We start from the raw sequence: 24,866 nt of genomic DNA, 5'->3' as shown, positions 1-24,866 counted from the left end.
GGAATCGGCGGAAGGCGGATGCGGTGACAGGTCAGGGCGAGATCGTCCACATCGGCGGCTACACGGCGCACAGCGGGGGCCGGGCCGCCGGCATCGTCGCGGCGCGGCGGGACCCCGTCTCCGGTGAGCTGACCCCGCTCGGCACCGTCGCGGTCACCCCCTCGCCCTCGTTCCTGGCCCGGCACCCGCGGCTGCCCGTGCTCTACGCGGTGAACGAGCTGCCCGACGGGCAGGTCAGCGCCTTCCGCGTCGGCACCGGCGGCGAGCTGACCCCGCTCGGCACCCGGCCCACCGGGGGCGCGGAGCCCTGCCACCTGGCGGTCGTCCCGGACGGCGGCCACCTCGTGGTGGCCAACTACGGCGGCGGCAGCGTGACGGTGTTCCCGCTCGACCCCGACGGGGTGCCCGGCGAGCGCAGCGACCTGGTGCGGCACGAGGGGCACGGGCCGGACCGGGAGCGCCAGGAACGCGCGCACGCCCACATGGTGAACCCCGACCCGGGCCGGGGCCCGCTGCTCGCGGTCGACCTGGGCACCGACTCGATCTACCGCTACGACCTGGACGCGGCCTCCGGCCGACTGGTACCCCGGGCACCCCGGGTGCGCACGGCCGCCGGCGTCGGTCCCCGGCACCTGGCCCGGCATCCGGACGGGCGGCGCTGCTGGGTGGCGGGGGAGCTGGACGGTTCGGTCACCGCCTACGAGCTGACCGGCGACGGCGCGCTGCACCAGCGGGGCCGCGTCGAGGCCAGCGACCGCACCGGGCCCGTCCAGCCGTCGGAGATCGCGGTCGGCCCGGACGGACGCTTCCTCTACGTCGCCAACCGGGGAGTGGGCACCGTCGCGGTCTTCGCCGTCGCCGGCGAGCTGCCGGAGCTGGTCGCCGAGGTGGACACGGGCGGGGAGTGGCCGCGGCACTTCGCCCTGGCCGGGGAGCACCTCTACGTCGCCGACGAGCGGGCCGACATGATCCGGGTCTTCCGGGTGGACGCGGGCACCGGCGTCCCGGCTCCAATCGGGGAGCCGGTGGCTGTGACGTCCCCCACCTGCGTACTGCCCTGACCAGCCAACATGTCCGCGACATCGACGCGATGAGGCGGCATGATCACCCACCGTAGCAATTCGGTGATCAACTATTTCTTCTGCGTAACTTTCGTCCGAACGGCCCGTGGCAGTCGTCCCGACAGGTCCGCAAGATGGTCACCGTGTCAGCAGGCCGCCATCGCATGCGTACGAATTTCCACGCAGCCACCGCCGCCGCTGCCGTGGGCGTCCTAGCCGTCACGGCCGGCGGCTGGTTCGGCTACCAGCAGCTGGCGCAACCGAACTGCTCGGGCCGGACCGAGCTGTCCGTCGCGGTCGCGGCCGAGCTCGCCCCGGCGGTCGACGCCGCCGCCGCGCGCTGGGTGAAGGACGGTGCCGCGGTGGGTGGCACCTGCATCGCGGTGAACGTCACGGCGGCCGATCCGGTCGACGTGGCCGCGACGGTCGCCGCCAAGCACGGCGTCACCCTGGCCGGCGTGGGGCAGGCCAGCGGCACCTCGGTCAGCCCGGACGTCTGGGTGCCCGACTCCTCCACGTGGCTCCTGCGGCTCAAGACCGGTGGCGCCACCGCCTTCGAGCCGGGCAACGGGGCGTCCATCGCCCGCAGCCCGGTGGTCGTGGCGATGCCGGTGCCGATCGCCACCCGGCTCGGCTGGCCGCAGAAGAAGTTCAGCTGGACCCAGCTCCTGCAGCAGGTGCAGAGCGACAAGCCGTTGCGCACCGGGATCGTCGAGCCGACCCGCGACGCCGCCGGCCTGTCCGGCCTGCTCTCGCTGACGGCCGCCGCCAGCGCCTCCGGCGGCCCCGACGCGGAGAAGGAGAAGGTGGCCGCGCTGCGGGCGCTCGCCACCGACCGCTCGGCGCTGCGGCCGGACCTGCTCGCCCGGTTCCCCACCGCCTCGGATCCCACGACGATCGCGAGCAGCCTGGGTGCGGCGGCGCTCTCGGAAGAGGACGTGATCCAGTACAACAGCAAGAAGCCGCCGGTGCCGCTGGCCGCGCTCTACCTGGAGCCGGCGCCCGCGCCGCTGGACTACCCGTACGCGGTGCTGCCCGGCATCGAGCCGGCCAAGGCGGCCGCGGCGAGGGTGCTCTACGAGGTGCTCGTCACCGACGACTTCCGTGACCAGTTGGCGAGCCGGTCGCTGCGCGCGCCGGACGGCAACTGGGGCGCGGGCTTCGACGCGCCGCAGGGCGCGCCCAGCCCGGCCGGCGGCGCACCCGCCCCGCCGGCCAACGGCGGCGGATCGGCTCCGGGCGGGCTCGACCCGCAGGCCATGGAGCGGGCCGTCTCCAGTTGGTCGATCGCCACCCAGTCCGGCCGGATGCTCGCCGTCATCGACGTCTCCGGGTCGATGAAGGAGAAGGTGGCCAACGCCGGCAACGCGACCCGGCAGCAGGTCACCGTCGAGGCGGCCCGGCGCGGGCTGAACCTCTTCGACGACTCCTGGTCGATCGGTCTCTGGACGTTCTCCACGGAGCTGGTGGGCGCCCGCGACCATCGGGAGCTGCTCACCATCGGGCCGCTGTCCCGCCAGCGCGGCAAGCTGGAGCAGTCCCTGGGCTCGATCCGCTCGTCGAACGGCGACACCGGCCTCTACGACACCGTGCTGGCGGCGTACCAGGAGGTGCAGGACAACTGGGAGCCCGGCCGGGTCAACTCGATCGTGCTGTTCACCGACGGCAAGAACGAGGACTCCGACGGCATCACGCAGCAGAAGCTCCTGGCCGAGCTCAACAAGCTCAAGGATCCGGAGCGGCCGGTGCAGGTCGTGATCATCGGTATCGGCAGCGACGTGAGCAAGGCCGAGCTGAAGTCGATCACCGACGTCACCGGCGGAGGCGCCTTCGTCACCGAGGACCCGACCAAGATCGGCGACATCTTCCTCAAGGCGATCGCGCTGCGCAAGGCCCCGGCCTGAGCCGCAACGCAGCGCGGGGCGCACCCGCCGCACGGGATCCGGTGCCGTGGGCCCTTTCCCCGCAAGGGGTTCCTCGGGGAAAGTAGTGACGGTAATGCGTCCGAAGCAATCGGCGAGCGGGGTTGTCGGGGCACGATGTCCTGGTGCCCCAACGGCCGGCCCGCGACCCGGGCCCGGCGTACGGGCCGTCGGCGACCGAAGTGGGGAGGGCCGGTGACCTCAGCGACGCTGTTGACCCCCGCCAGCACGTCGTCGAGACCGGACGCACCACGGCCAGGGCCGGCCCGCACCCGCGAGCGTGCCTACGTCCGCTCCCTGGTGGTGCTGGACACCACCGTCCTGACCGTCGCCGTGCTCGTCGGTTACGTCGCCCGGTTCGGCGACGACGCCCCCGGCGGATCGAAGATCCCGTACGTCCTGGTCGCCCCCGGGCTGGTCCTCGCCTGGCTGGTCTCGCTGCGGGTGCTGCGCTGCTACGACGACCGTGTCCTCGGCTACGGCGCCGACGAGTACCGGCGGGTCGGCACCGCCAGCCTGCGCCTCGCCGGTGGCATCGCGATCGCCGGCTACATCGCCGACGTGGGCGTCTCCCGGGGATTCCTCGGCATCTCGTTCGCCGTCGGCATGCTCGGCCTGGAGCTGGCCCGGTTCGCCGCCCGCAAGCGCCTGCACCGGGCGCGCTCCGAGGGCGCCGGCTGGTCGCGCAAGGTGCTGGTGGTCGGTGACACCGCGCACGTGCTGGAGCTGGTGCACACCCTGCGGCGCGAGCCGTACGCGGGCTACCAGGTGGTCGGGGCCTGCATCCCGGACGCGCTGCTCGCCCCGGTCGCACAGCGGCTGGGCGACGTGCCGGTGGTCGGCTCGTTCCGGGGCATCCCCGAGGCGGCCACCGCCATCGGTGCGGACACCGTCGCGGTGACCGCCTCCGGCGAGCTGACCGCCACCCGCCTGCGCCGGCTGGGCTGGCAGCTGGAGGGCACCGGCATCGACCTGGTGGTGGCCCCGGCGCTCACCGACGTCGCCGGCCCGCGCATCCACACCCGGCCGGTCGCCGGCCTGCCGCTGATCCACGTCGAGGCGCCCGAGTTCCGCGGGGCCCGCAAGCTGGTCAAGGGCTTCGTCGACCGGGCCGTCTCGTCGGTGGCGCTGACGCTGCTGCTGCCGCTGCTGGCCGTCATCGCGTTGGCGATCAAGGTCGACAGCCGGGGGCCGGTGCTGTTCCGGCAGACCCGGGTCGGGCAGGGCGGGCGGGAGTTCGGCGTCTACAAGTTCCGCACCATGGTGGTCAACGCCGACGCCCTGCTGGCCGCGCTGGCCGCCCGCAACGAGACCGACGGCCTGATGTTCAAGATGCGCGACGACCCGCGGGTGACCCGCATCGGGCGGCTGCTGCGCAAGTGGTCGCTGGACGAGCTGCCGCAGCTGGTCAACGTCCTGCTCGGGCACATGAGCCTGGTCGGCCCCCGCCCGCCGCTGCCGTCGGAGGTGGCCCGCTACGACGGCGACGTGGCCCGCCGGCTGCTGGTCAAGCCGGGCATGACCGGCCTCTGGCAGGTGAGCGGCCGCTCCGACCTGAGCTGGGAGGACGGCATCCGGCTCGACCTCTACTACGTGGAGAACTGGTCGCTCGCGGCCGATCTGACGATCCTCTGGAAGACCTTCGGCGCGGTGGTCAACAGCCGCGGGGCGTACTGAGCGGCCGGACGCTCAGTCCTGCGGGCCCGTCCAGTCGAGGCAGACCACCACCGCGTCGTCGATCAGGTCGCCGGCGACGAACGCGCGCAGGTCGCCGATCAGCGAGCGGACGGCGTCCAGCGGCTCCATCGGTCCGGTCCGGCGCAGGAACCGGTCGAGCGCGGTCTCGCCGTACCGGACGCTCTGCCCGGTGGCCTCGATGACGCCGTCGCTGACCACGAAGAGCCGATCGTCGCGGCACAGCTCGAAGTGCTGCTCGTGGTAGTCGGTGGCCTCGAACATGCCGAGCGGGAACTGCGCCTCAAGCGGCAGCTCACTCACGTCCCCGTCGCGCAGCAGCATCAGGCGGGGCGACCCGGCATCGACGACGGTGAGCCGCCCCGAACGCAGGTCCAGCTCCATCAGCAGCACCGCGAGGTGCTGCTCCCCCCGGTGCAGGTCGTAGACCGCCTGGTCGGCGAGGGCCGCCTGGTCGGCGAGGGTGAGCCCGGACCGGCGGGCGTTGCGCAGCGCGTGAGTCGCGAGCGAGGTGAGAATCGCGGCGGACACCCCCTCGCCCGTGCCGTTGATGGTCGACAACCAGACGCTGGTGCCGTCGTCGGACCAGTCGAAGCTGTCGCCGCGCACCGCGTACGCCGGTTCCAACTGCCCGGCGAGGCTGAACGACGGGCGGGTCCGGCTGCGGCCGGGGAGCAGCTCCCACTGCATCTCGGCGGCGAGGGTGAGCCGCCTGCTGCGGCTCGCCATCCGGTAGACGTCCGTGCCCTCGGTGACGGCGGCGATCTCGTGGGCGAGCGCGGTCGCGATCTCCGTCAGCTCGTCGAGCGCGCCCGGCCCCGTCGGCACGGGGGCCACCACCAGCACGCCACGGCGTTCCCCGCGCATGGACACGGGGAGGTAGCCGGTGTCGTCGGCGACGATCGGGGCCTGGTGGTCGAAGCAGCGCCAGGCGGGGTGCCCCGGTGCGGTGACGGGCTCGTCGCCGACCAGCGGCAGCAGGGCCGCCAGCCGGTAGTCGACCTGGAGCAGCTCCACCCGGGTCGTCCCGTAGCCCGCGGTCAGGACGTCGGCGATCCGGTCCAGCAGGAGATCGGCGGGCGCCTCGTTGAGGACGTGCCGTGCCCGGTTGACCGGTTCGCTCATCATCGCTCCTTCGTCACGAGCCCAGACTTGGGGATTCGGAGTAGTCTCGGCCCCACCATGGCGGAACTGCACGGTCCTTGCGGACCCGAGACGAGTATGGCGGTCGAGCTCGACGCGGTGGCCGATGCCCTGCTGACGGTCTGGGAGGCCGCGCGGGAGCGGACGACCAGCCGGGTCTCCGGCGCGCAGTTACGCGCGATCATGCTGGTCGAGCAGCACGAGGGGATCAACCTCCGCCGCCTGGCCACCGGGCTCGACATGCTGCTCTCCTCCGCCAGCCGGCTCTGCGACCGCCTGGTGGCGGCGGGCATGCTGGAACGGGAGCCCGGCCGGTTCGACCGGCGGGAGATCTCGCTGCATCTCACCCCGGAGTCCCGCCGGCTCCTCGCCGAGCTGCGGGACGACCGGCGCCAGCAGCTCGCGGCGATCCTCGCCGACATGACCGCCGAGGGACGGCAGGCTCTGCTGCGGGGCATGCGGGAGTTCGACGAGGCGGCGCGGCACCGGAACGCCTCCGTGCAGTCCGTCGAGGCGGCCGGCCCATGGTCGGCGGTGCCGCGGGAGCGTCCGGTCGGCCTACCGGCGCAGGAGCGGCCGGGGAACGAGCCGCGGGTGGCCAGGACGGCCTGACCCGGCCGGAGTGGGCCCGGGTTTCCGTCGACGGGGTCTGCCGAAGGATCGGGCGCGGCCCCGCGACGGCTCGGTCAGGGCGCTGCCGCCGCGACGGCCAGCATCGCGATGTCGTCCTGGCTCTGCCCGTCGAGCCACTCGTCGACGGCATCGAGGAGCCGGTCGACCAGCGCGGCCGGGGCCAGCCCGGCGGCCGAGGCCAGCGCCGCGCGCAGCCGTTCCTCGCCGAACATCTCCTGGCCGCCGGGACCGCCGCGCGCCTCCACGACCCCGTCGGTGTACGCGAGCAGCAGCTCGCCGGGGCCGAGGCACAGCTCCGCCTCGGCGAACCGGGCGGCGGCCAGCGCGCCTACCGGCATCCCGCCGACCGCGACCGGGGCGACCCCACCGTCGGCTCGGACCAGCAGCGGGGACGGGTGGCCGCCGCCGGCGATCCGGACGGTGCACCCGCCGCCGGGCGCGGCGTGGAGGGTGCCGAGCAGCAGGGTGGTGAACTGGCTGCGGCGGGCCGAGTCCGGGGAGTCGAAGAGCGCCTGGTTGAGCAGCCGCATCAACTCCAGCGGCCGCTGCTCGACCAGGCGCAGGGTCCGCAGGGACTGGCGGACCCGCCCGGTGAGGACGGCCGCGCCGACGCCCTTGCCGGCCACGTCCCCGAGGGCGAAGATCGCGCCCCGGGGGATGGGGAAGACGTCGTAGAAGTCGCCGCCGATGCGCAGCCGGTCCCCGGCCGCCCGGTACCCGCCGGCGAGGGTGGCGCCCGGCACGGCCGGCAGGTCGGGCGGGAGCAGGCTGTTCTGCAACACCCGGGCCAGGTGGACCTGTTCGCCGTAGAGTTCGGCGGCGCCGAGGGCCGCGCCCGCGCGGGCGGCGAACTCCCGGGCCAGCTCGATGTCGCGCCGGGCGAAGCCGGCCCGCCCGGCACGACGGACCAGCACCAGGGCGCCGGTGGTGCGGCCGGCGCCCCGCATGGGGCTGGCCAGCACGGTGCCGGGCCGGCCGAAGCCGGGCGGAAGCACGGTGGACAGGACGGCCGTCTCCTGGTCCGGCCACGGGGACGGGTTGGCCGCGTGCCCGGCCAGCGCCTCGGCCAGGCCGGGCAGCGAGTCGGTCAGCGACCAGGTCGCCAGCCCGGTCGCCGGGGCGGGATCGACCCCGTCGTACCGGATCCAGTGCGGCTGGCCCTCCGCGGGCGGGGGCGGCAGGTGGACCACCATGGCCAGGTCGGCCAGGTAGGGGACGGGCAGGGTCGTGGCGGTCCGCAGCGTCTGCTCGCGCTGGAGGGACAGCCCGAGGCGGCTGCCGACCTGGGCGAGGAACGTGGTCCGGGACCGCTCGACGCTCAGCGCCTCGATGCGCGCGTGTTCCTCGGTGACGTCCCGCACGTACCAGGCGTGCCGCCCGTCGGCCAGGTCGCGCCGTACGCCCCGCAGCCGGCGACCGCCGTGTTCGGCGTCGAAGCTGTCCGCCCCGGCCCCCGCCGACCGGGCCATCGCCGGTATGGGACAGGTGCGCAGGTCCGTGCCGGGTACGAGCTCGGGAAGCAGGGCGGTCGCCGTCGCGTTGACCAGCGTCACCAGCCCCGCCCGGTCGGTCGTCACGACCGCCTCGGTGAGCCCGTCGAGCACCTCCCGGGTCAGCCGGGAGTCGACCGGGCGCGCGGGGCCGGGGGAGAGGCCGGAGCGTAGGCGGGCGGGCTGCCCGCCGTCGGCCGGGCGCGTGCCACCGCCCCCGGGAACGGTGGTCACCGCCGCTCGCCGGGCGCCCCGGTCTGTCGACCTGTGCGCATGCTGGTCGTGCTCTCCTCGGATGGGGGTCGTTGCCTTGGGACAAGCGTACCGAGGCGCGGCGACGCCGCCGTCGGGGGAATCCGGCTCAGGCCGCCCGGGCCAGCCAGCCGGCCGGGCGCGCCAGGATCCGGCGTACCACCGAACCGGCCCCGCCGACGGCCGCGGCGGCGGCGCCGAGGGACGCCGGGCGGACGGTGACCGGCGACCAGGCCGCGGTGAGCACCCGCCGGGAGATCTCGGCGAGCACCGGCGGGCGCAGCCACGGCGCCAGCGGGGCGTACCCGCCGCCGAGCACCACGGTGTCCAGGTCCAGCAGGTTCACCACGCCGGCGACGGCGACCCCCAGGGCGGTCCCGGCCTCGGCCAGGGCCCGCAGCGCGCCCGGGTCGCCGGCCCCGGCCAGCTCGGCCAGCCGGGTCGTCGCGGTGTCCGCCCGCAGGTCCGCGCCGGCGAGGCCGGCCGCGGCGAGGATCGCCTCCTGACCGGTGTACGTCTCCAGGCAGCCCCGCCCGCCGCACCGGCAGGGCGGGCCGTCGGGCCGGATCGGGAGGTGACCGATCTCCCCGCTCCAGCCGCGCGCGCCCCGGAACAGGGATCCGTCGAGCACGATCCCGGCGCCGATGCCGACCTCGCCGGAGATGTGCAGGAAGCTGGCCCGGCCCGCCGGCCCGGCGTGCAGCTCGCCCAGCGCGGCGAGGTTGGCCTCGTTGTCGACCACCAGCGGCGGTACGCCGTCGACGTGCGCGGTCAGCGGCGGCCCCTCGGCGAGCAGCGCGGGGACGGGCACGTCGCGCCAGCCGAGGTTCGGGGCGAGGCGGACCAGGCCGGCGTCGTCGACCAGGCCGGGCACCGCGAGGGCCGCGCCGGCCAGGGTGAGCCCCTCTCGGGCGGCGTCGGCGCGGGCCCGGGCGGCCAGGTCGGCCAGCCGGGCGAGCGCCTCGGCGGGGGAGAGGGGCCGCAGGTCGGCGCGGTGCACGGTGTGGTGGCGGACCCGGCCGGCGAGGTCGACCACGCAGGCGGCCAGGTAGTCGACGTTGACCTCCAGGCCGAGCCCGGCCGGGCCGTCCGTGGCGAGCACCAGGCCCCGCGAGGGCCGTCCCGCGCCGGTCCGGGGCGTCGGCTCCGACTCGGCGACCAACCGGCCGGCGAGCAGGTCCTCCACCACGGCCGAGACGGTGGCCCGGGTGAGGCCGGTGCCGGCAGCCAGCTCGGCCCGGGACGGCGGGCGGTCGGCACCGGCGATCCGGCCGAGCACCACGGCGAGGTTCCACTCGCGCAGGCTGCCCTGGCGTACGGCCCCGGGCGGGGCGTCGGGTCGGCTCACCCCTTGACAGTGCCACAGGCCCGCCAAATAATTCAACCACTGAACAAATAGCGGACGACACCTCGGAGGTCTGCCATGGCACCCCGTCCCACCCCCGCCGACAAGTTCTCCTTCGGCCTCTGGACGGTGGGCTGGCAGGCCCGCGATCCGTTCGGCGACGCCACCCGCCCCGAGCTGGACCCGGTCGAGGCGGTGCACCGGCTCGCCGAACTCGGGGCGTACGGGATCACGTTCCACGACGACGACCTGGTGCCCTTCGGCGCGGACGCCGCCACCCGCGACCAGCACGTGGCCCGCTTCCGCAAGGCGCTCGACGAGACCGGCCTGGTGGTCCCGATGGTGACCACCAACCTCTTCACCCACCCGGTCTTCAAGGACGGCGGCTTCACCAGCAACGACCGCGACGTCCGGCGCTACGCGTTGCGCAAGGTGCTGCGCAACGTCGACCTCGCCGCGGAGCTGGGCGCCCGCACCTTCGTGATGTGGGGCGGCCGGGAGGGCGCCGAGTACGACCTCGCCAAGGACGTCCGGGCCGCCCTGGACCGCTACCGGGAGGCCGTCGACCTGCTCTGCCAGTACGTGGTCGACTCCGGCTACGACCTGCGCTTCGCCATCGAGCCCAAGCCGAACGAGCCGCGCGGCGACATCCTCCTGCCCACCGTCGGGCACGCCCTGGCCTTCATCTCCACCCTGGCCCGCCCCGAGCTGGTCGGGCTCAACCCGGAGGTGGGGCACGAGCAGATGGCCGGCCTGAACTTCGCCCACGGCATCGCCCAGGCGCTCTGGCAGGGCAAGCTGTTCCACATCGACCTCAACGGCCAGCGCGGCGTCAAGTACGACCAGGACCTCGTCTTCGGCCACGGCGACCTGCTGAACGCGTTCGCCCTTGTCGACCTGCTGGAGCACGGCGGCCCCGGCGGCGGGCCCGCCTACGACGGCCCCCGGCACTTCGACTACAAGCCCTCGCGCACCGAGGACATGACAGGCGTCTGGGCGTCGGCGGAGGCGAACATGCGCACCTACCTGCTGCTCAAGGAGCGGGCGGCGGCGTTCCGGGCGGACCCGGAGGTCGCCGAGGCGCTGGCCGCGAGCCGGGTCGCCGACCTTGGCACGCCGACGCTGGCGCCGGGCGAGGGCTACGCCGACCTGCTCGCCGACCGTTCCGCGTTCGAGGAGTTCGACGTCGACGGGGCCGCCGCGAAGGGCTTCGGCTTCGTCCGGCTCAACCAGCTCGCCGTCGAGCACCTGCTCGGCGCCCGCTGAGGCCGCCGGCGATGCCGATCGTCGCGGGGGTCGACTCCTCGACCCAGTCCTGCAAGGTCGTCGTCCGGGACGCGGAGACCGGCGCCCTGCTCCGGCAGGGCCGGGCGCCGCACCCGGACGGCACCGAGGTCGACCCGGCGGCGTGGTGGTCCGCGCTGGGCGCGGCGGTCGACGCCGCCGGCGGGCTGGCCGACGTGGCGGCGGTCTCCGTCGCCGGCCAGCAGCACGGCATGGTGTGCCTCGACGAGGCGGGTGACGTGGTCCGGCCGGCGCTGCTGTGGAACGACACCCGTTCCGCCGGGGCCGCCGCCGAGCTGGTCGGGGAGGCCGGCGGCGGGGAGGCCGGCCGCCGCTTCTGGGCCGAGGCGGTGGGCAGCGTGCCGGTCGCCAGCTTCACCGTCACCAAGCTGCGCTGGCTGGCCCGGCACGAGCCGGAGCGCGCGGCCCGGGTGGCGGCGGTCTGCCTGCCGCACGACTGGCTGACCTGGCGGCTGGCGGGCGCGCCGGGGCTGGCCGCGCTGCACACCGACCGGGGCGACGCCAGCGGCACCGGCTACTGGTCCCCGGCCACCGGCGACTACCGCCTCGACCTGCTGGAACGGGCGCTCGGCCGGCGGCCGCACGTGCCGACCGTGCTCGGCCCGGCGGAACCGGCCGGCGCCGTACGCCCCGACGCTCTGCCGGGCCTGCCCGCTGGCGGGGCGGTGCTCGGCCCCGGCACGGGGGATAACGCCGCCGCCGCGCTCGGCGTCGGCGCGGGCCCGGGCGACGTGGTCGTCTCGATCGGCACCTCGGGCACCGTGTTCAGCGTCGCCGACGCCCCGGCGGCCGACCCGGGCGGCACGGTCGCCGGCTTCGCCGACGCCACCGGCCGCTTCCTGCCCCTGGTCTGCACGCTCAACGCCGCGCGGGTGCTCGACGCCGCGGCGGCGATGCTCCGGGTCGACCTGGACGAGCTGGCCCGGCTGGCGCTCTCCGCCCCCGCCGGCGCGGACGGGCTGGTCATGGTGCCCTACCTGGAGGGCGAGCGGACGCCCGACCGGCCGCTGGCGTCCGGGGCCGTGCACGGGCTGACCCTGCGCACCTCGACGGCCGCCCACCTGGCGCGCGCCGCCGTCGAGGGGCTGCTCTGCGCCCTCGCCGACGGCCTCGACGCGCTCACCGCCCAGGGCGCCGCCGTGCGCCGGGTGATCCTGGTCGGCGGGGGCGCCCGCTCGGCGGCGGTGCGCCGCATCGCGCCGCAGGTCCTCGGCGTGCCGGTGGTCGTCCCGCCGCCCGGCGAGTACGTGGCCGACGGCGCCGCCCGCCAGGCCGCCTGGGTCGCCCTGGGCGGCGCGGCGCCCCCCACGTGGTCCGTCCAGGGCACCGAGGAGTACGCCGCCGCCCCCGTCCCCGCCATCCGGCAGCGGTACGCCGCCGCCCGCGAGCACTTCCTCGACCGGGTCGACGCGAGGTAGCAACTGCTGGCGCGTCAGTCGTCTTTAATGCTCACTAATTGAATATGGTTGGCGGTGTGAACCTGAAGGAGCGGGCGGCTGCCACCGGGTATCTCGTACGCGACCGCGCGTCGGCGCTACGAGTCCGGCACGCTGCCTGTTCCTTCGTACCGGCTGGGCCGCCTGATCATGGTCGGGGAACCGCTAACCGGCGCGATGGTCGAGGTCGGGCAGACGGTGGTGTACGCCCGGGTGTCGTCAGCCGACCAGGAAGCGGACCTGGATCGCCAGGTCGCCCGGGTCGCCACCTGGGCAACCGGTCAGAGGCTCAGCGTGGACTGCGTGGTGACCGAGGTCGGCTCCGTGTTGAACGGGCACCGTAAGGAGTTCCTCGCTCTGCTCCGTCACTCTCAGGTGACGACGATCGTGGTCGACCCGGCCGAGGTCGATGACGACTTGGTCCGCGATGTGACTGAGATCCTGACCATGTTGTGCGCGCGCCTCTACGGTCGCCGCGCGGCGGCTAATCGTGCCCGCCACGCGGTCGAGGCCGTGACTGAGGACCCGGCGTGAAGGCCGTCCAGGCGTACCGGTTCGCGCTCGACCTCACCCCCGGTCAGGAGCGCGACGTCTTCGCGCACGCCGGGGCCGCTCGGGTCGCGCACAACTGGGCACTGGCCCGGGTGAAGGCGGTCATGGACCAGCGCGTGGCCGAGCGTTCCTACGGCGTGTCGGACGAGCAGTTGACCCCGTCGCCGTCGTGGTCCCTCGCTGGGCTGCGCAAGGCGTGGAACGTGGCCAAGCCCGACGTCGCGCCCTGGTGGGGCGAGGTGTCCAAGGAGGCGTTCAACACCGGCCTCGATGCCCTTGCCCGCGGCCTGAAGAACTGGTCTGACTCCCGCAAGGGCACGCGGGCCGGACGCCCGGTCGGGTTTCCCCGGTTCAAGTCTCGGCGCCGCACCACCCCGTCGGTGCGGTTCACCACCGGTGCGATTCGGGTCGAGCCTGACCGGACGCACGTGGTGCTGCCCCGGCTGGGGCGGTTGAAGCTGCACGAATCCGCCCGTAAGCTGGCCCGCCGCTTGGACAACGGCACCGCGCGGATCATGTCCGCCACAGTGCGCCGTGATGCCGGCCGGTGGCACGTGTCGTTCACCGTCGAGATCGAACGTGCCAAACGCATCCCGGCCCGGCCGAACACGGTGGTCGGCGTGGACGTCGGGATCACGCACCTTGCGGTGCTGTCCACCGGCGAACTCGTACCGAATCCGCGCCACCTGGTAAACGCGCAGCAGCGGATGCGCTCGCTGGGCCGATCCCTGTCGCGCAAGACTGGCCCGGACCGGCGCACCGGACGGCGGCCGTCGAAGCGGTGGGAACGAGCGGCGGCCCGACTCGGCCGGGCGCATACCCGGGTGGCGAACCTGCGCCGTGACGGCCTGCACAAACTCACCACCCAACTCGCCACGACGTACGGCACGATCATGGTCGAAGATCTCAACGTGACCGGGATGCTGCGCAATCGGCGGCTCGCCCGGCACATCGCCGACGCCGGATTCGCGGAGATCCGCCGCCAGTTGGCGTATAAGACCGGATGGAACGGCGGCCGGCTGCTGCTGGCCGACCGCTGGTATCCGTCCAGCAAGACCTGCTCGGGCTGCGGCGCGGTGAGAACCAAGCTCGCCCTGCACGAGCGCAAATACACTTGCGAGGCATGCGGCCTGGTTATCGACCGGGACCGCAACGCCGCTCTGAACCTGGCCGCCCTGGCGGCTGAGTACGACACCGCCGGGAGTGGCCCGGTGGCAGCACGTGGAGCCGATCAGAAGACCCGCACATGCGGGCAGATGGCCGTGAAGCGTGAACCCGGCACGACGCCAGTCGGTCAGACCGGGACCGTCCTACCGCAAGGCAGGACTATCGATCGTGTGCTCACTAAAGCGCACTGAAAGGTAACGGTAAACGACTGTACGGGCGCGCCCCGGCTCGCGATCATCGACGGATGCGAACCACCCCCGAAGCGGACGAGGCGCCCGGCACCGGCATTCCCTCGATGCTCCAGTACGACGACGCGGACACCCCCTGCGACGTCATCGACGCGCTGGTCCTGGCGGACTTCGTCACCGGCCGCCACCCGTGGTCGCACACCGTCCGGCTCTCCCGGGTGCGTCCCGACGCGCCGCTGACCGCCCCGGACGGGCGACTGCTCCGCACGGCCGTGGAGAACCGCCAGCTGTCCCGCCTGCTGGCCGGCGACGGCTGGACGGCCCGGGTGGTCACCTGGAAGGGGCGCGGCGCGGAGGTGACGGTCACGGCGGTCTCCGAGGAGGTGGGCCGGCCGGCCCTGGACCGGATCGTCGACGGTGCCGCCGAACCGGAGGATCCGGGCGCCGGCCGGATCGGCTTCTGGCACCAGAACCCCCGCCGGGGCAGCCAGCGCGACGTACGCTCCATCGCCGCGCCGGAGTGGGCGGCGATCCGGCCGAACTACGCCGCCGCGGCACGCGACGCGCTCGACGAGCTGATGGCGACCACCCCGGAGCGCCTCTCCGGTCGGCTCGTGCTGCTGCACGGGGCGCCCGGGACGGGAAAGACCACCGCGCTGCGCGCCCTCGCCCGCCAGTGGCGCGACTGGTGCCAGGTCGACGCCGTGCTCGACCCGGACGTGCTCTTCGCGGACACGGCGTACCTGTCCGAGGTGGCGGTCGGGGACGAGGACGGCGAGCAGGGGACGGGCCGCCGGTGGCGGCTGCTCATCCTGGAGGACTGCGACGAGCTGATCCGGGGCGAGGCGAAGCAGGCCGCCGGGCAGGCCCTGTCCCGGCTGCTCAACCTGACCGACGGGCTGCTCGGCCAAGGGCGCGACGTGCTCGTCGCGATCACCACGAACGAGGACCTGTCCCGGCTGCACCCGGCGGTGGTCCGCCCGGGGCGCTGCCTGGCCCGCATCGAGGTGGGTCCGCTGTCGTACGAGGAGGCGACCGGGTGGCTGGGCACGGCGGCGGGGGTGCCGCCCCAGGGCGCGACCCTCGCCGAGCTGTACGCGCTGCGGGCTGGCACGCCGGCCGCGCCCGCCGCCCCGCCCGCGATCGGCGGCTATCTCTGAGCGCCCCGGCGCGCCCGCGCGTCGTCACCCGCTCGTGACCTGATCCTGGTTGGCTGCCGCACATGACCTTGACCAGGGGCGGGCCAGCGCGGGCCCGGGGCGGGACGCCCGCGCACCGGTTCTACAGCGTCGTGGTCTTCGTGCTGCTCGCCTCGCTGGACAACGTGGCGATCGGTCTGGTGCCCCCGCTGTACGGGCCCATCTCCGCCGCCTTCGACGTGCCGCAGCGGCTGCTCGGCCTGGTCACCGCCGTGAGCTTCCTGGCCAGCGCGGTCGCCGCGGTGGGCTGGGCGTACGTGGGCGACCGCGCGAACCGCAAGCCGCTGCTGATGGTCGGCACCCTCATCTGGGCGCTGGGCACGGGCGGCAGCGCGGTCGCGGCGAACTATCCCGCCTTCCTGGCGGCGCAGATCCTGGCGGCGGTCGGGCTGGGCGCGGTCGGATCGGTCGGCTTCTCGGTCGTCACCGACCTGATCTCGCCCCGCCGCCGGGGGCTGGTGATGAGCTTCTGGGGGCTGTCGCAGGGCGTCGGCACGCTCGCCGGCACGCTGGTCGGCGGGCTGCTCGGGGCCGCCGACTGGCGACGCCCCTTCCTGCTGCTGACAGTGGTCGGCGTCGCGGCGACCGTCGCCTACCTGTTCACCTACGACATCCGGCGCGGGCAGAGCGAGCCGGAGTTGGCCGACGCGCTCGCCACCGGCGCCGAGTACGACTACCGGATCAGCCGGGCGGACCTGCCGAGGATCCTCGGCCGGCGGACGAACCGCTGGCTGATCCTCCAGGGCCTCACCGCGCAGGCGGCCTTCGGGTCGCTGGTGTGGCTGCCGGTGCTCTTCGCCCAGCGGGCCGAGGACCAGGGCTACTCCGCCGCCACCGCCGTGATCGTGGGCAGCGTCTTCGCCACCCTGTTCCAGCTCGGCGGGGTGCTCTCCATCGTGGGCGGGCTGGTCGGCGACGCGCTGCAACGGCGTACGCCCCGGGGCCGGGCCCTGGTCGCGGCGGTCGGCATCCTCGCGGCGCTGCCGTTCTACCTGGTCCTCTTCTTCGTGCCGGTACGCATCGACGTGCCGGACGGCGCCGGCGCGGGCGCGGTGGTGCGGGCGGTGCTGACCAGCGTGTTCACGGAGCCGACGGTCGGGCTGAGCCTGCTCACCGCCGTCGTGGCGCTGGCGCTCACCTCGGCGAACTCGCCGAACTGGTTCGCCCTGATCGCCGACGTCAACCCGCCGGAGCACCGGGGCACCGTCTACAGCCTCGGCAACCTGGTCAACGGCGTCGGCCGGGCGGCCGGAAACGGGCTGGTGGGGGTGGCCTTCCACGGCCTGCGTGCGGCCTTCCCGCCGCCGCTGAACTACGCCGTCGGGCTGGCGGCCTTCCAGCTCTTCTTCATCCCGACGGGCATCATGTACTGGCTGGCCTCGCGGACCTCGCCGGGCGACATCGACGACGTCCGGGACCTGCTGCACGACCGCGCCGAACGGCTGTAAGGAAGGGCACCTTCCCAACGCTATTCGTTGGGAAGGTGCCCTTCCTTACACGTCAGGCCGGGCGGACCCAGACCGTCACGTCGGTGGGCACGGCGCCGTCGGCGTCCAGGGGGGCGCTGGCGTGCACCAGCTCGGACCCGGCGGGCAGCGGCACGGCGGCGTCGCCGAAGTTGGTCAGCACGGTCAGCCCCCCGTTGCGGAACGAGAGCACCTCGTCGCCGGAGGCGAGCCACTCCAGCGGGCCCTCGCCGAGCCGGTGCTCGCGGCGCAGCCGCAGGGCCGTCCGGTACAGCTCGTACGTCGAGCCGGGCGTGTCCCGCTGCCGGTCCAGGGCGTACTCGGCCCAGAGCGACGGCTGCGGCAGCCAGCTCGCGTCGGTCGGCCCGAAGCCGTACGAGGGGGCGTCGGCCTCCCACGGGATCGGCACCCGGCAGCCGTCGCGCCCCCGCTCGGTGTGCCCGCTGCGCGCCCAGGTCGGGTCCTGCCGGGCCTCGTCGGGCATCGTGGTGTGCTCCGGCAGGCCCAGTTCCTCGCCCTGGTAGAGGTAGGCCGAGCCGGGCAGGGCGAGCATCAGCAGGGTGGCCGCCCGGGCCCGGCGCAGGCCGAGCGCGGCGTCCGGCTGCGGGTCGCCGATGCCGATGCCGTTGGGCCGTTTGCCGCCGATCGGCAGCCCCAGCCGGGAGGCGTGCCGGACCACGTCGTGGTTGGAGAGCACCCAGGTGGTCGGGGCGCCGACGGCGTCGGTGGCCTCCAGCGAGCGGGTGATCACCGCGTACTGGGCCGGGGCGGTCCACGCGGCCAGCAGGTACTCGAAGTTGAACGCCTGGTGCATCTCGTCCGGGCGGACGTAGCGGGCCAGTCGCTCGGCCGGCTCGACCCACGCCTCGGCGACCAGGATCCGCTCGTCCGGGTAGCCGTCCAGCACGCGCCGCCACTCCCGGTAGATCTCGTGCACGCCCTCCTGGTCCCACATCGGCGGGCGCGGCTTGTCGATCTCCTGACCGGAGAGGATCTCCTGCGGCTCCTGCCAGTCCGCCAGGTCGGCCTGCTTGATCAGGCCGTGCGCCACGTCGACGCGGAAGCCGTCGACGCCGCGGTCCAGCCAGAACCGGAGCACCTCCAGGAACTCCTCCCGGACCTCCGGGTTGTCCCAGTTGAGGTCGGGCTGACCGGAGTCGAACAGGTGCAGGTACCACTGGCCGGGGCGGCCGTCGGCCCCGGTGACGCGGGTCCAGGCCGGCCCGCCGAAGACGCTCTGCCAGTCGTTCGGGGGCTGTGCGCCGTCCGGTCCCCGGCCGTCGCGGAAGACGTAGCGGTCGCGCTCCGGGCTGCCGGGGGCGGCGGCGAGCGCCGCGGCGAACCACTCGTGCGCCGACGACGTGTGGTTGGGCACCAGGTCGACGATGACGCGCAGCCCGCGCGAGTGCGCCCCGGCGATCAGCCGGTCGGCGTCGGCGAGGGTGCCGAAGAGCGGGTCCACGTCCCGGTAGTCGGCCACGTCGTACCCGGCGTCGGCCTGCGGCGACGGGTAGAACGGCGACAGCCAGAGCGCGTCCACGCCCAGTTCCACGAGGTGGTCCAGGCGGGCGGTGATGCCGGGCAGGTCGCCGATCCCGTCGCCGTCGGAGTCTGCGAAGGAGCGCGGGTAGACCTGGTAGATGGTGGCCCTGGTCCACCAACCGGTGGCCGGGCCGGCGGGCGTGTCCTGGTGCGTCGGGTTGCTGTTCAGGGCCTTCTCCCGTGTGTCGAGCCGGACGGTCGGATGCTGCCGGGCGTCGCCGGTTCCCGTTAGTGTGCCCGGGGTGGTGCGGTCGATTCACGCACGATCAGCCGAGTGGGCAGGATCACCGGTGATCCCGGCGTGTCGAGATAGGGGGTGCTCCCCGGCGGCAGGGCCCGGCCGTGCAGCGGGTCGAGCAGAATCCGCGTGGCGAGCCGGCCCTGCTCCGCCGCCGGCTGGGCGATCGTGCTCAGCCCGAGGACGCTGGCCAGGTCGTGGTCGTCGACGCCGATCACGCTGACGTCCTGCGGCACCCGCAGGCCGGCGTCGCGCAGCGCGGTCATCGCCCCCATCGCCATCTCGTCGCAGGCGGCGAAGATGGCCGTCGGCGGGTCGCCGCGTCGGAGCAGTTCCTCGGTGGCCCGCGTGCCGCCGCTGATGGTGAACTGCGACTCCACGTCGAGGCCGGGATCGGGGACCATCCCGGCGTCGCGCAGCGCCTCCCGGTAGCCGCGCCGCCGGTCGAGGTGCGTGGTGTACGCCAGTTCGTCGTCCGGGTCGCCGGAGATGTGGGCGATCCGCCGGTGCCCCAGGTCGAGCAGGTGCCGGGTGGCGGTCCGCGCGACGCCCACGTCGTCGATGCGTACGCAGGGCCAGCCGGGCACCACCGTGCCGGAGCTGATGGTCACCCCGGGCAGCTTCAGCTTCGTCAGGGCGGTCAGGTCGGCGGGTCGCAGCGGCGTGGCGACCAGCATGATCGCGTCGACGCGCTTGTGCAGGTTGGCGGTGCGCAGCACCCGCTGACGGATCTGCTCCCGCCCGCCGAGGTTGTAGAGCAGCAGGTCGTAGCCCGCCTGCTGGAGGATGTCCTCGACCGCCTCGACGACGGTGCCGAAGAACCACCGGGTGATGCGGGGGACCACGACGGCGACCGTGCCGGTGCGCCCGCCGGCCAGCCGCGAGGCGCTCGGCGAGACGGCGTACTCCAGTTGCTCGGCCGCCGCGAGCACCCGGCGCCGGGTTGCGGCCGAGACCGTCGGCAGCCCTCGCAGCGCCCGGGACACGGTGGCGGTGGAGACCCCGGCCAGGCGTGCGACATCATCGATCCTCGTCACGCTACCCCCGCTCCGCGCAGCTCCGCCGCCGCCGGGTCACCGGCGGCGGCGGAGACGTCTCAGCCCTTGACGCTGCCGGCGAGCAGGCCGCGCACGAAGTAGCGCTGGAGGGACAGGAAGACGATCAGCGGTACGACGATCGAGACGAACGCGCCGGCGGTGAGCCGCTGCCACTCGTTGCCCCGGGTGCCGGCCATCTCGGCCAGCCGGACGGTGAGCGGGGCGGTCTCGTCGCCGCCACCGGCGAAGATCAGCGCGACCAGCAGGTCGTTCCAGACCCAGAGGAACTGGAAGATGCCGATCGCGGCCAGCGCCGGGGTGATCAGCGGCAGCACGATGCTACGGAAGATCTTCGGGTGGGTGGCCCCGTCGACCCGGGCCGACTCCATCAGCTCTCCGGGCAGCTGCGACATGAAGTTGTGCAGCAGGAAGACGGCGAACGGCAGCGCGAAGCAGGTGTGCGCGAACCACACCTGCGCGAACTTCTGTTCGTCGACCAGGTCCCAGGCCGGCATGACGGTGACCCCGCCGACGGTGACCCCGGTGGAGAAGAACTTCAGCAGCGGCACCAGGGCCATCTGCAGCGGCACGATCTGCAGCGCGAAGATCGCGATGTAGAGCCAGTCCCGGCCCCGGAAGTTGATCCAGGCGAGCGCGTACGCGGCCAGGGCCGCGAAGGCGATCGGGAAGAGCACCGACGGGATGGTGATCGCCAGCGAGTTGATGAAGTAGCTGGCGAGCTGCCCGGACGACGAGGAGCGCCCGAACAGCACCTCCTGGTAGTTCTCGAGGGTGAACGACGGGCTGGTGAAGAAGTTCCACCATCCGCTGCTCTTGATCTCGTCCTCCGGCCGGATCGAGGAGACGAACAGGCCGAAGGTGGGGATGGTCCAGAACACCGCGATGACGATCGAGACGACGGTCGCGGTACGGCTGTTCAGCCGCCTGCGGACCCGCCCGGCGGTGCTGGTGCCCCGGCCGCCGGTCTTCTGGGTGCCGGCGGCGACGGTGGGCGTCGCGGTGGTCATCTCAGCCCTCCCGCTGCTGACGGATGTTGCGGATCTGGTAGATCACGATCGGGATCACCAGGACGAACAGGAAGACCGCCAGGGCCGAGCCCTGCCCGTTCTCGCCGTAGCGGAACGCCTGGTTGTACATCTCGTTGGCGATCACGCTGGTGTCGTAGTTGCCGTTGGTGGACGTCCGGACGATGTCGAAGACCTTGAGGGTGGCGATCGACAGCGTCACCACGACCACGATCAGCGCCGGCCGGATGCTCGGCATGGTGATCTGCCAGAACATCTGCCACGGGGTGACCCCGTCAAGCCGGGCGGCCTCCACGATGTCGGCGGGGATCGCCTTGATCGCGGCGGAGAGCACCACCATCGCGAAACCGGCCTGGATCCAGACCATGATCACGATCAGCAGCAGCGTGTTCAGCGGTGAGTCGAGCAGCCACTGCTTCGGCTCGCCACCGAGGCTGACCACGATCTGGTTGAGCAGACCGATCTGCTCCTGCCCGTCGCCCCGGTAGGCGTAGACGAACTTCCAGATGATGCTGGCGCCGACGAAGGAGATCGCCATCGGCAGGAAGATCAGCGACTTGGCGACCGCCTCGAACCGGGCCTTGTCCACCAGCACGGCGTAGACCAGGCCGAACGTGGTGGCCACCAGCGGGACGAGGAGCACCCAGATCAGGGTGTTGAGCAACACCCGGACGATGGAGTCCTCGGAGAACATCCAGCCGTAGTTGCGCAGCCCTACCCAGTTGTCGCTGCCCTGGTCCATGAACGACAGCAGCACGGTGCGGACGGCCGGGACCACCAGCCCGATGGCGAGCAGCAGCAGCGTGGGCAGCAGGAAGAAGATCGCGAAGACACCCTCGCGCGGCTTGCGCCGGCGGGGGATCGGGGCGCCGCTCGCGACGGCAGCGACGAGCTGCGCCTCCCGGCGGCGGGCGAACCAGGCCGGCACCACGTCGAGGAGCAGGAGCAGACCGCCCACCACCGCGACGAAGGCGACCAGCCCGTACATCAGCATGAGGAACTTCGGCTGTTCCGCAGCGAAGTCGAACTCCATCGACCCTCCCAGGTCCTTGACCGGCCGGTGGGCCGGCCCGCGTCCCCGCGGACCGGCCCACCGGTCAGATCACTTCCAGCCGTTCTCCACGTCCCGGAGCACGGTCGCGGTGTCCTTGCCGTTGATCCACTGCACCATGGCCTTCCAGAACGTCCCGGAGCCGACGGCCGCCGGCATCAGGTCCGAGCCGTCGAAGCGGAAGACGCTGGACTTGTCCTGGAGGATCTGCACGGAGAGCTTGTCGACGGGGTTGGGGACGTTGGCCAGGTCGAGCTTGTTGTTGGCCGACACCCAGTCGCCGATCTTGGCGCGGCTGTTGGTGTACTCACCCGAGGCGAGGTAGGTCTGCACGGCCTGGACCTCGGGGCGGTCGTTGAAGGCCGCGACGAACTCGCCGCCGCCCAGCACGGGCTTGCCCTTGCTGGCGTCGATCGCCGGGAAGTAGAAGGCGAAGACGTCGCCGTCCTCGGCCACCTTGGTGCCCTCCGGCCAGTTGTTGGCGTAGAAGGACGCCTGGCGGTGCAGCGCGCACTTGCCCGTGGTGATCGGCACGCCGGCCTCCTGGAAGGAGGTGGTGGCGATGCTCTTCACGCCGCCGAAGCCGCCGTTGACGTACTTCTCGTTCTTGAGGATGGTGCCGGCCTTGTCGAGGGCCTCGGCGACCTTCGGGTCGTTGAACGGGATGCCGTGGCTGACCCACTGGTCGTAGACCTCGGGGGTCTGCGTCCGCAGCATCAGGTCCTCGATCCAGTCGGTGGCCGGCCAGCCGGTGGCCTCACCCGACTCGATGCCGGCGCACCACGGCTTGGTGCCGGTGGCGGCGATCTGGTCGCTGAGCTTGATCAGCTCGTCCCAGCTGGTCGGGACCGTCCAGCCCTTCTCCTTGAAGGTCTTCGGCGAGTACCACACGAAGGACTTCACGTTGGAGCCGAGCGGGGCGCCGTAGAACTGGCCGTTGACGGTGCTGTACTTCAGCCAGTCGGCCGGGTAGTTCTCCTCGGCCATCTTCTTCGTCTCGGCGCCGACCGGCTTGAGCTTGCCCGAGTCGACGAACCGCTTGAGCAGACCCGGTTGCGGGATGAACGCGAGGTCGGGGGCGTTGCCGCCGTCGACCAGGACGTTGAGCTGCGCCTCGAACTCGCCGCTGCCCTCGTGGTCGATCTTGATGCCGGTGCAGTCCTCGAACTGCTTCCAGGACTCCGCGAGGCGGTCGGCCTCGATCTCCCGGATGGAGGAGTAGATCTTGACCTTCTTGCCGTCGAGGTCGCCGTACTTCTCGTATGCGGCACACTCCGCGGAGCCCGCGGTGTCACTCTTCTTGTCGCTGCCGGTGCCGCAGGCGGTGGCGCTCAGCGCCAGCCCCAGCGCGCCGGCGATCGCGATGGCCCGGCGTGATCTGGCAAACGCCATGCCGTTCTCCTTCCTTGCCGGCGCGTCAGGGATCGAACCCGCGCCGGTCCGATGGGCGTCACCACATGTAAGCGCTTGCATCTGGCCTGGTCCACCCCTATCCGGACACGAGCGAGTAACAATCCGGAAACCCGTAAACCCCCTGTTGGGCGCGCTCCCACACGGGAATCCGCCCCCTTTTCATCGATGTCATTTTCTGACACTCTGGAGGTCGGTGATCGAAGGATTTCGACATAGGAGGTGTTGGATGGGCAAGCGATGGTTGGGCCTGTTGGCGGCCGGTCTGCTGGCTGTGGGCGCGCTGGTCGTCCCGGCGGCCCCGGCGATGGCGGCCCCCACGTTCAAGGTCCCGTTCCCGTGCGGGCAGTCCTGGTCCGGGCAGACCCGGACGAACCACAGCCCGGCGTACTCGATCGACTTCAACCGGACCGACGACCTGGGCGACCCGGTGGTGGCGAGCGCGCCGGGCACCGTCGACCGGGTCACCGACCTCGGCGGCACCAGTTACGGAAAGTACGTGCGGATCAGCCACGCGGGCGGCTACCACACCTACTACGCCCACCTCAACGGCTTCAACGTCTCCGTGGGCCAGGCGGTCGGCTACGGCAAGGTGATCGGCTGGGTCGGCAGCACCGGCGGCTCGACCGGCCCGCACCTGCACTACGAGCAGCGGCTCAACGGCGCCGACATCCAGGTGCGGTTCAACGGTGCGCTCGCCCTGTACTGGGGCACCAAGAGCTACTCCAGCGACAACGGCTGCAGCAGCAGCTCCGGCTCCGGCACGGTCAACACCAGCGGCACTGCGCTGACCGTCCGCTCCGGCCCGGGCACCGGTTACGCCGCGGTGGGCACCGTCGCCGACGGCACCCGGGTGACCATCCAGTGCCAGACGAGCGGCACCAGCGTCACCGGCACCTACGGCACCAGCACCATCTGGGACCGGATCGGCTCCGGCCGCTTCATCGCCGACGCGTACGTCTACACGGGCTACGACGGCTACATCCCCGGCCTACCGCGCTGCTGAACGGGTGACGGGGCCCCGGCTGCACGCCGGGGCCCCGTTCCGTCGTCGTGCCCACCGCCGCCCGGCTCAGCCGTTCAGGCGCCAGATGGCGCTCAGCCGTTCAGGCGCCAGATGGCGAAGTTGAGGGCGGCGGCGAAGGTGACCCACGCCCAGTAGGGCAGCATCAGCAAAGTCGCCGGGCGGGACGCCCTGCGGAAGAGCGCGACCGTCACGCCGATCGCCACCCACATCAGCAGGATCTCGGCGAACGCCAGCCCGTAGCGGCCGGCGCCGAAGAAGAGCGGCGTCCAGACGGCGTTGAGCACCAGCTGGGCGATCCACGCCCAGAGGGCCGGGCCGAAGCCGACCCGCCGCCAGACCAGCCAGCCGGCCACCGCGATCATCGCGTAGAGAAGGCTCCAGACCGGTCCGAAGAGCCAGGACGGGGGAGCCCAGGCGGGCTGTTCGAGGCTCGCGTACTCGGCCGAGGTGCCCTGCACACCCAGCCCGCCGATCGCCGCGGCGACGAACACCGCCGCCCCGAAGCCGAGCAGCGCCCACCACTGCCGGGCGCCGCCGATCCGTTCAGCGCTCCTCGACATCTCCATGGTGGGGATATGTCCGCTGGGGGTGCACGGTAAACCCGCGGTCACCCTCCGGCAGACATGACACCGGGGTCGTCGTGTCCGGATGCTCCTGTCGG

General features: G+C 73.1%; 20 protein-coding genes. 11 read left to right on the top strand and 9 right to left on the bottom strand.

Annotated features, from left to right (window positions below):
* Positions 1-23 precede the first annotated feature (23 nt).
* The 3 genes from ACGFNF_RS13555 (at position 24) to ACGFNF_RS13545 (ending at position 4,660) form a co-directional block, all read left to right on the top strand.
* Complete coding sequence (locus tag ACGFNF_RS13555; RefSeq protein ID WP_393167915.1) at positions 24-1,061, top strand: lactonase family protein; 1,038 nt, start codon at positions 24-26, stop codon at positions 1,059-1,061.
* A gap of 143 nt (positions 1,062-1,204) precedes the next feature.
* A complete protein-coding gene (locus tag ACGFNF_RS13550; RefSeq protein WP_393167913.1) occupies positions 1,205-2,965 on the top strand; it encodes a substrate-binding domain-containing protein in 1,761 nt (586 codons plus the stop codon).
* Between the two features lie 213 nt (positions 2,966-3,178).
* Positions 3,179-4,660 (top strand): sugar transferase, encoded by a 1,482-nt coding sequence (locus ACGFNF_RS13545; RefSeq protein ID WP_357578801.1) that lies wholly within the window; start codon positions 3,179-3,181, stop codon positions 4,658-4,660.
* Between the two features lie 12 nt (positions 4,661-4,672).
* Here the strand turns inward: ACGFNF_RS13545 and ACGFNF_RS13540 are convergent, their stop codons facing one another.
* Entirely contained in the window at positions 4,673-5,803 is a 1,131-nt protein-coding gene (locus ACGFNF_RS13540; protein WP_393167911.1) for a PP2C family protein-serine/threonine phosphatase, read from the bottom strand.
* A gap of 96 nt (positions 5,804-5,899) precedes the next feature.
* On the opposite strand from ACGFNF_RS13540, the gene ACGFNF_RS13535 reads away from it, so the two are divergent.
* Positions 5,900-6,433 (top strand): MarR family transcriptional regulator, encoded by a 534-nt coding sequence (locus ACGFNF_RS13535; RefSeq protein ID WP_132239497.1) that lies wholly within the window; start codon positions 5,900-5,902, stop codon positions 6,431-6,433.
* Positions 6,434-6,507: 74 nt separating this feature from the next.
* Here ACGFNF_RS13535 and ACGFNF_RS13530 read toward each other — a convergent pair whose 3' ends face one another.
* The gene (locus ACGFNF_RS13530) at positions 6,508-8,178 is read right to left on the bottom strand and encodes a PP2C family protein-serine/threonine phosphatase (protein WP_393167908.1); all 1,671 of its coding nucleotides are present in this window, start codon (positions 8,176-8,178) and stop codon (positions 6,508-6,510) included.
* Positions 8,179-8,305: 127 nt separating this feature from the next.
* Positions 8,306-9,544: an ROK family protein gene (locus ACGFNF_RS13525; protein WP_357578804.1), complete on the bottom strand. Its 1,239-nt coding sequence runs from the start codon at positions 9,542-9,544 to the stop codon at positions 8,306-8,308.
* A 75-nt stretch (positions 9,545-9,619) separates the two neighbouring features.
* On the opposite strand from ACGFNF_RS13525, the gene xylA reads away from it, so the two are divergent.
* The 6 genes from xylA (at position 9,620) to ACGFNF_RS13495 (ending at position 16,836) form a co-directional block, all read left to right on the top strand.
* Positions 9,620-10,807, top strand: a complete 1,188-nt coding sequence (xylA, locus tag ACGFNF_RS13520) for a xylose isomerase (protein WP_357578805.1) — start codon at positions 9,620-9,622, stop codon at positions 10,805-10,807.
* 11 nt (positions 10,808-10,818) lie between these two features.
* Positions 10,819-12,264 (top strand): xylulokinase, encoded by a 1,446-nt coding sequence (gene xylB, locus ACGFNF_RS13515; protein ID WP_393167905.1) that lies wholly within the window; start codon positions 10,819-10,821, stop codon positions 12,262-12,264.
* Between the two features lie 78 nt (positions 12,265-12,342).
* A complete protein-coding gene (locus ACGFNF_RS13510; protein WP_393168169.1) occupies positions 12,343-12,816 on the top strand; it encodes a recombinase family protein in 474 nt (157 codons plus the stop codon).
* A complete protein-coding gene (gene tnpB / locus ACGFNF_RS13505) occupies positions 12,813-14,192 on the top strand; it encodes an IS607 family element RNA-guided endonuclease TnpB (protein ID WP_393167903.1) in 1,380 nt (459 codons plus the stop codon). Before ACGFNF_RS13510 ends, tnpB begins: the two co-directional genes overlap by 4 nt.
* 53 nt (positions 14,193-14,245) lie before the next feature.
* A complete protein-coding gene (locus ACGFNF_RS13500; RefSeq protein ID WP_393167901.1) occupies positions 14,246-15,349 on the top strand; it encodes a DUF5925 domain-containing protein in 1,104 nt (367 codons plus the stop codon).
* 62 nt (positions 15,350-15,411) lie between these two features.
* Complete coding sequence (locus ACGFNF_RS13495) at positions 15,412-16,836, top strand: MFS transporter (protein WP_357578808.1); 1,425 nt, start codon at positions 15,412-15,414, stop codon at positions 16,834-16,836.
* A 52-nt stretch (positions 16,837-16,888) separates the two neighbouring features.
* Here the strand turns inward: ACGFNF_RS13495 and ACGFNF_RS13490 are convergent, their stop codons facing one another.
* The 5 genes from ACGFNF_RS13490 to ACGFNF_RS13470 form a co-directional block, all read right to left on the bottom strand.
* Complete coding sequence (locus tag ACGFNF_RS13490; protein WP_393168167.1) at positions 16,889-18,565, bottom strand: glycoside hydrolase family 13 protein; 1,677 nt, start codon at positions 18,563-18,565, stop codon at positions 16,889-16,891.
* Positions 18,566-18,624: 59 nt separating this feature from the next.
* Positions 18,625-19,671, bottom strand: a complete 1,047-nt coding sequence (locus tag ACGFNF_RS13485; RefSeq protein WP_357578809.1) for a LacI family DNA-binding transcriptional regulator — start codon at positions 19,669-19,671, stop codon at positions 18,625-18,627.
* A 59-nt stretch (positions 19,672-19,730) separates the two neighbouring features.
* Positions 19,731-20,699 (bottom strand): carbohydrate ABC transporter permease, encoded by a 969-nt coding sequence (locus ACGFNF_RS13480; RefSeq protein WP_393167898.1) that lies wholly within the window; start codon positions 20,697-20,699, stop codon positions 19,731-19,733.
* Position 20,700: 1 nt separating this feature from the next.
* On the bottom strand, positions 20,701-21,750 hold the full coding sequence (locus ACGFNF_RS13475; RefSeq protein WP_393167896.1) for a carbohydrate ABC transporter permease: 1,050 nt from the start codon (positions 21,748-21,750) through the stop codon (positions 20,701-20,703).
* Positions 21,751-21,819: 69 nt separating this feature from the next.
* Positions 21,820-23,160: an ABC transporter substrate-binding protein gene (locus ACGFNF_RS13470; RefSeq protein ID WP_393167894.1), complete on the bottom strand. Its 1,341-nt coding sequence runs from the start codon at positions 23,158-23,160 to the stop codon at positions 21,820-21,822.
* 247 nt (positions 23,161-23,407) lie between these two features.
* Here ACGFNF_RS13470 and ACGFNF_RS13465 point away from each other — a divergent pair, with 247 nt between their 5' ends.
* Positions 23,408-24,184, top strand: a complete 777-nt coding sequence (locus ACGFNF_RS13465; protein WP_393167892.1) for a peptidoglycan DD-metalloendopeptidase family protein — start codon at positions 23,408-23,410, stop codon at positions 24,182-24,184.
* A 92-nt stretch (positions 24,185-24,276) separates the two neighbouring features.
* Here the strand turns inward: ACGFNF_RS13465 and ACGFNF_RS13460 are convergent, their stop codons facing one another.
* Positions 24,277-24,771, bottom strand: a complete 495-nt coding sequence (locus ACGFNF_RS13460; protein WP_393167890.1) for a TspO/MBR family protein — start codon at positions 24,769-24,771, stop codon at positions 24,277-24,279.
* Positions 24,772-24,866 lie beyond the last annotated feature (95 nt).

The sequence above is a fragment of the Micromonospora sp. NPDC048868 genome (genome assembly GCF_043198195.1).
In the GTDB taxonomy this organism is placed as follows: Bacteria; Actinomycetota; Actinomycetes; order Mycobacteriales; family Micromonosporaceae; genus Micromonospora; species Micromonospora reichwaldensis.
This window is presented reverse-complemented; position numbering and strand designations above follow the sequence as displayed.

What these genes read in the sequence shown, in the direction of transcription:
- ACGFNF_RS13540 (WP_393167911.1), bottom strand. Translation starts at nt 5,803, where the DNA reads ATGAGCGAACCGGTCAACCGGGCACGGCACGTCCTCAACGAGGCGCCC.
- ACGFNF_RS13535 (WP_132239497.1), top strand. Translation starts at nt 5,900, where the DNA reads ATGGCGGTCGAGCTCGACGCGGTGGCCGATGCCCTGCTGACGGTCTGG.
- xylA (WP_357578805.1), top strand. Translation starts at nt 9,620, where the DNA reads ATGGCACCCCGTCCCACCCCCGCCGACAAGTTCTCCTTCGGCCTCTGG.
- xylB (WP_393167905.1), top strand. Translation starts at nt 10,819, where the DNA reads ATGCCGATCGTCGCGGGGGTCGACTCCTCGACCCAGTCCTGCAAGGTC.
- ACGFNF_RS13500 (WP_393167901.1), top strand. Translation starts at nt 14,246, where the DNA reads ATGCGAACCACCCCCGAAGCGGACGAGGCGCCCGGCACCGGCATTCCC.
- ACGFNF_RS13495 (WP_357578808.1), top strand. Translation starts at nt 15,412, where the DNA reads ATGACCTTGACCAGGGGCGGGCCAGCGCGGGCCCGGGGCGGGACGCCC.
- ACGFNF_RS13480 (WP_393167898.1), bottom strand. Translation starts at nt 20,699, where the DNA reads ATGACCACCGCGACGCCCACCGTCGCCGCCGGCACCCAGAAGACCGGC.
- ACGFNF_RS13475 (WP_393167896.1), bottom strand. Translation starts at nt 21,750, where the DNA reads ATGGAGTTCGACTTCGCTGCGGAACAGCCGAAGTTCCTCATGCTGATG.
- ACGFNF_RS13470 (WP_393167894.1), bottom strand. Translation starts at nt 23,160, where the DNA reads ATGGCGTTTGCCAGATCACGCCGGGCCATCGCGATCGCCGGCGCGCTG.
- ACGFNF_RS13465 (WP_393167892.1), top strand. Translation starts at nt 23,408, where the DNA reads ATGGGCAAGCGATGGTTGGGCCTGTTGGCGGCCGGTCTGCTGGCTGTG.
- ACGFNF_RS13460 (WP_393167890.1), bottom strand. Translation starts at nt 24,771, where the DNA reads ATGGAGATGTCGAGGAGCGCTGAACGGATCGGCGGCGCCCGGCAGTGG.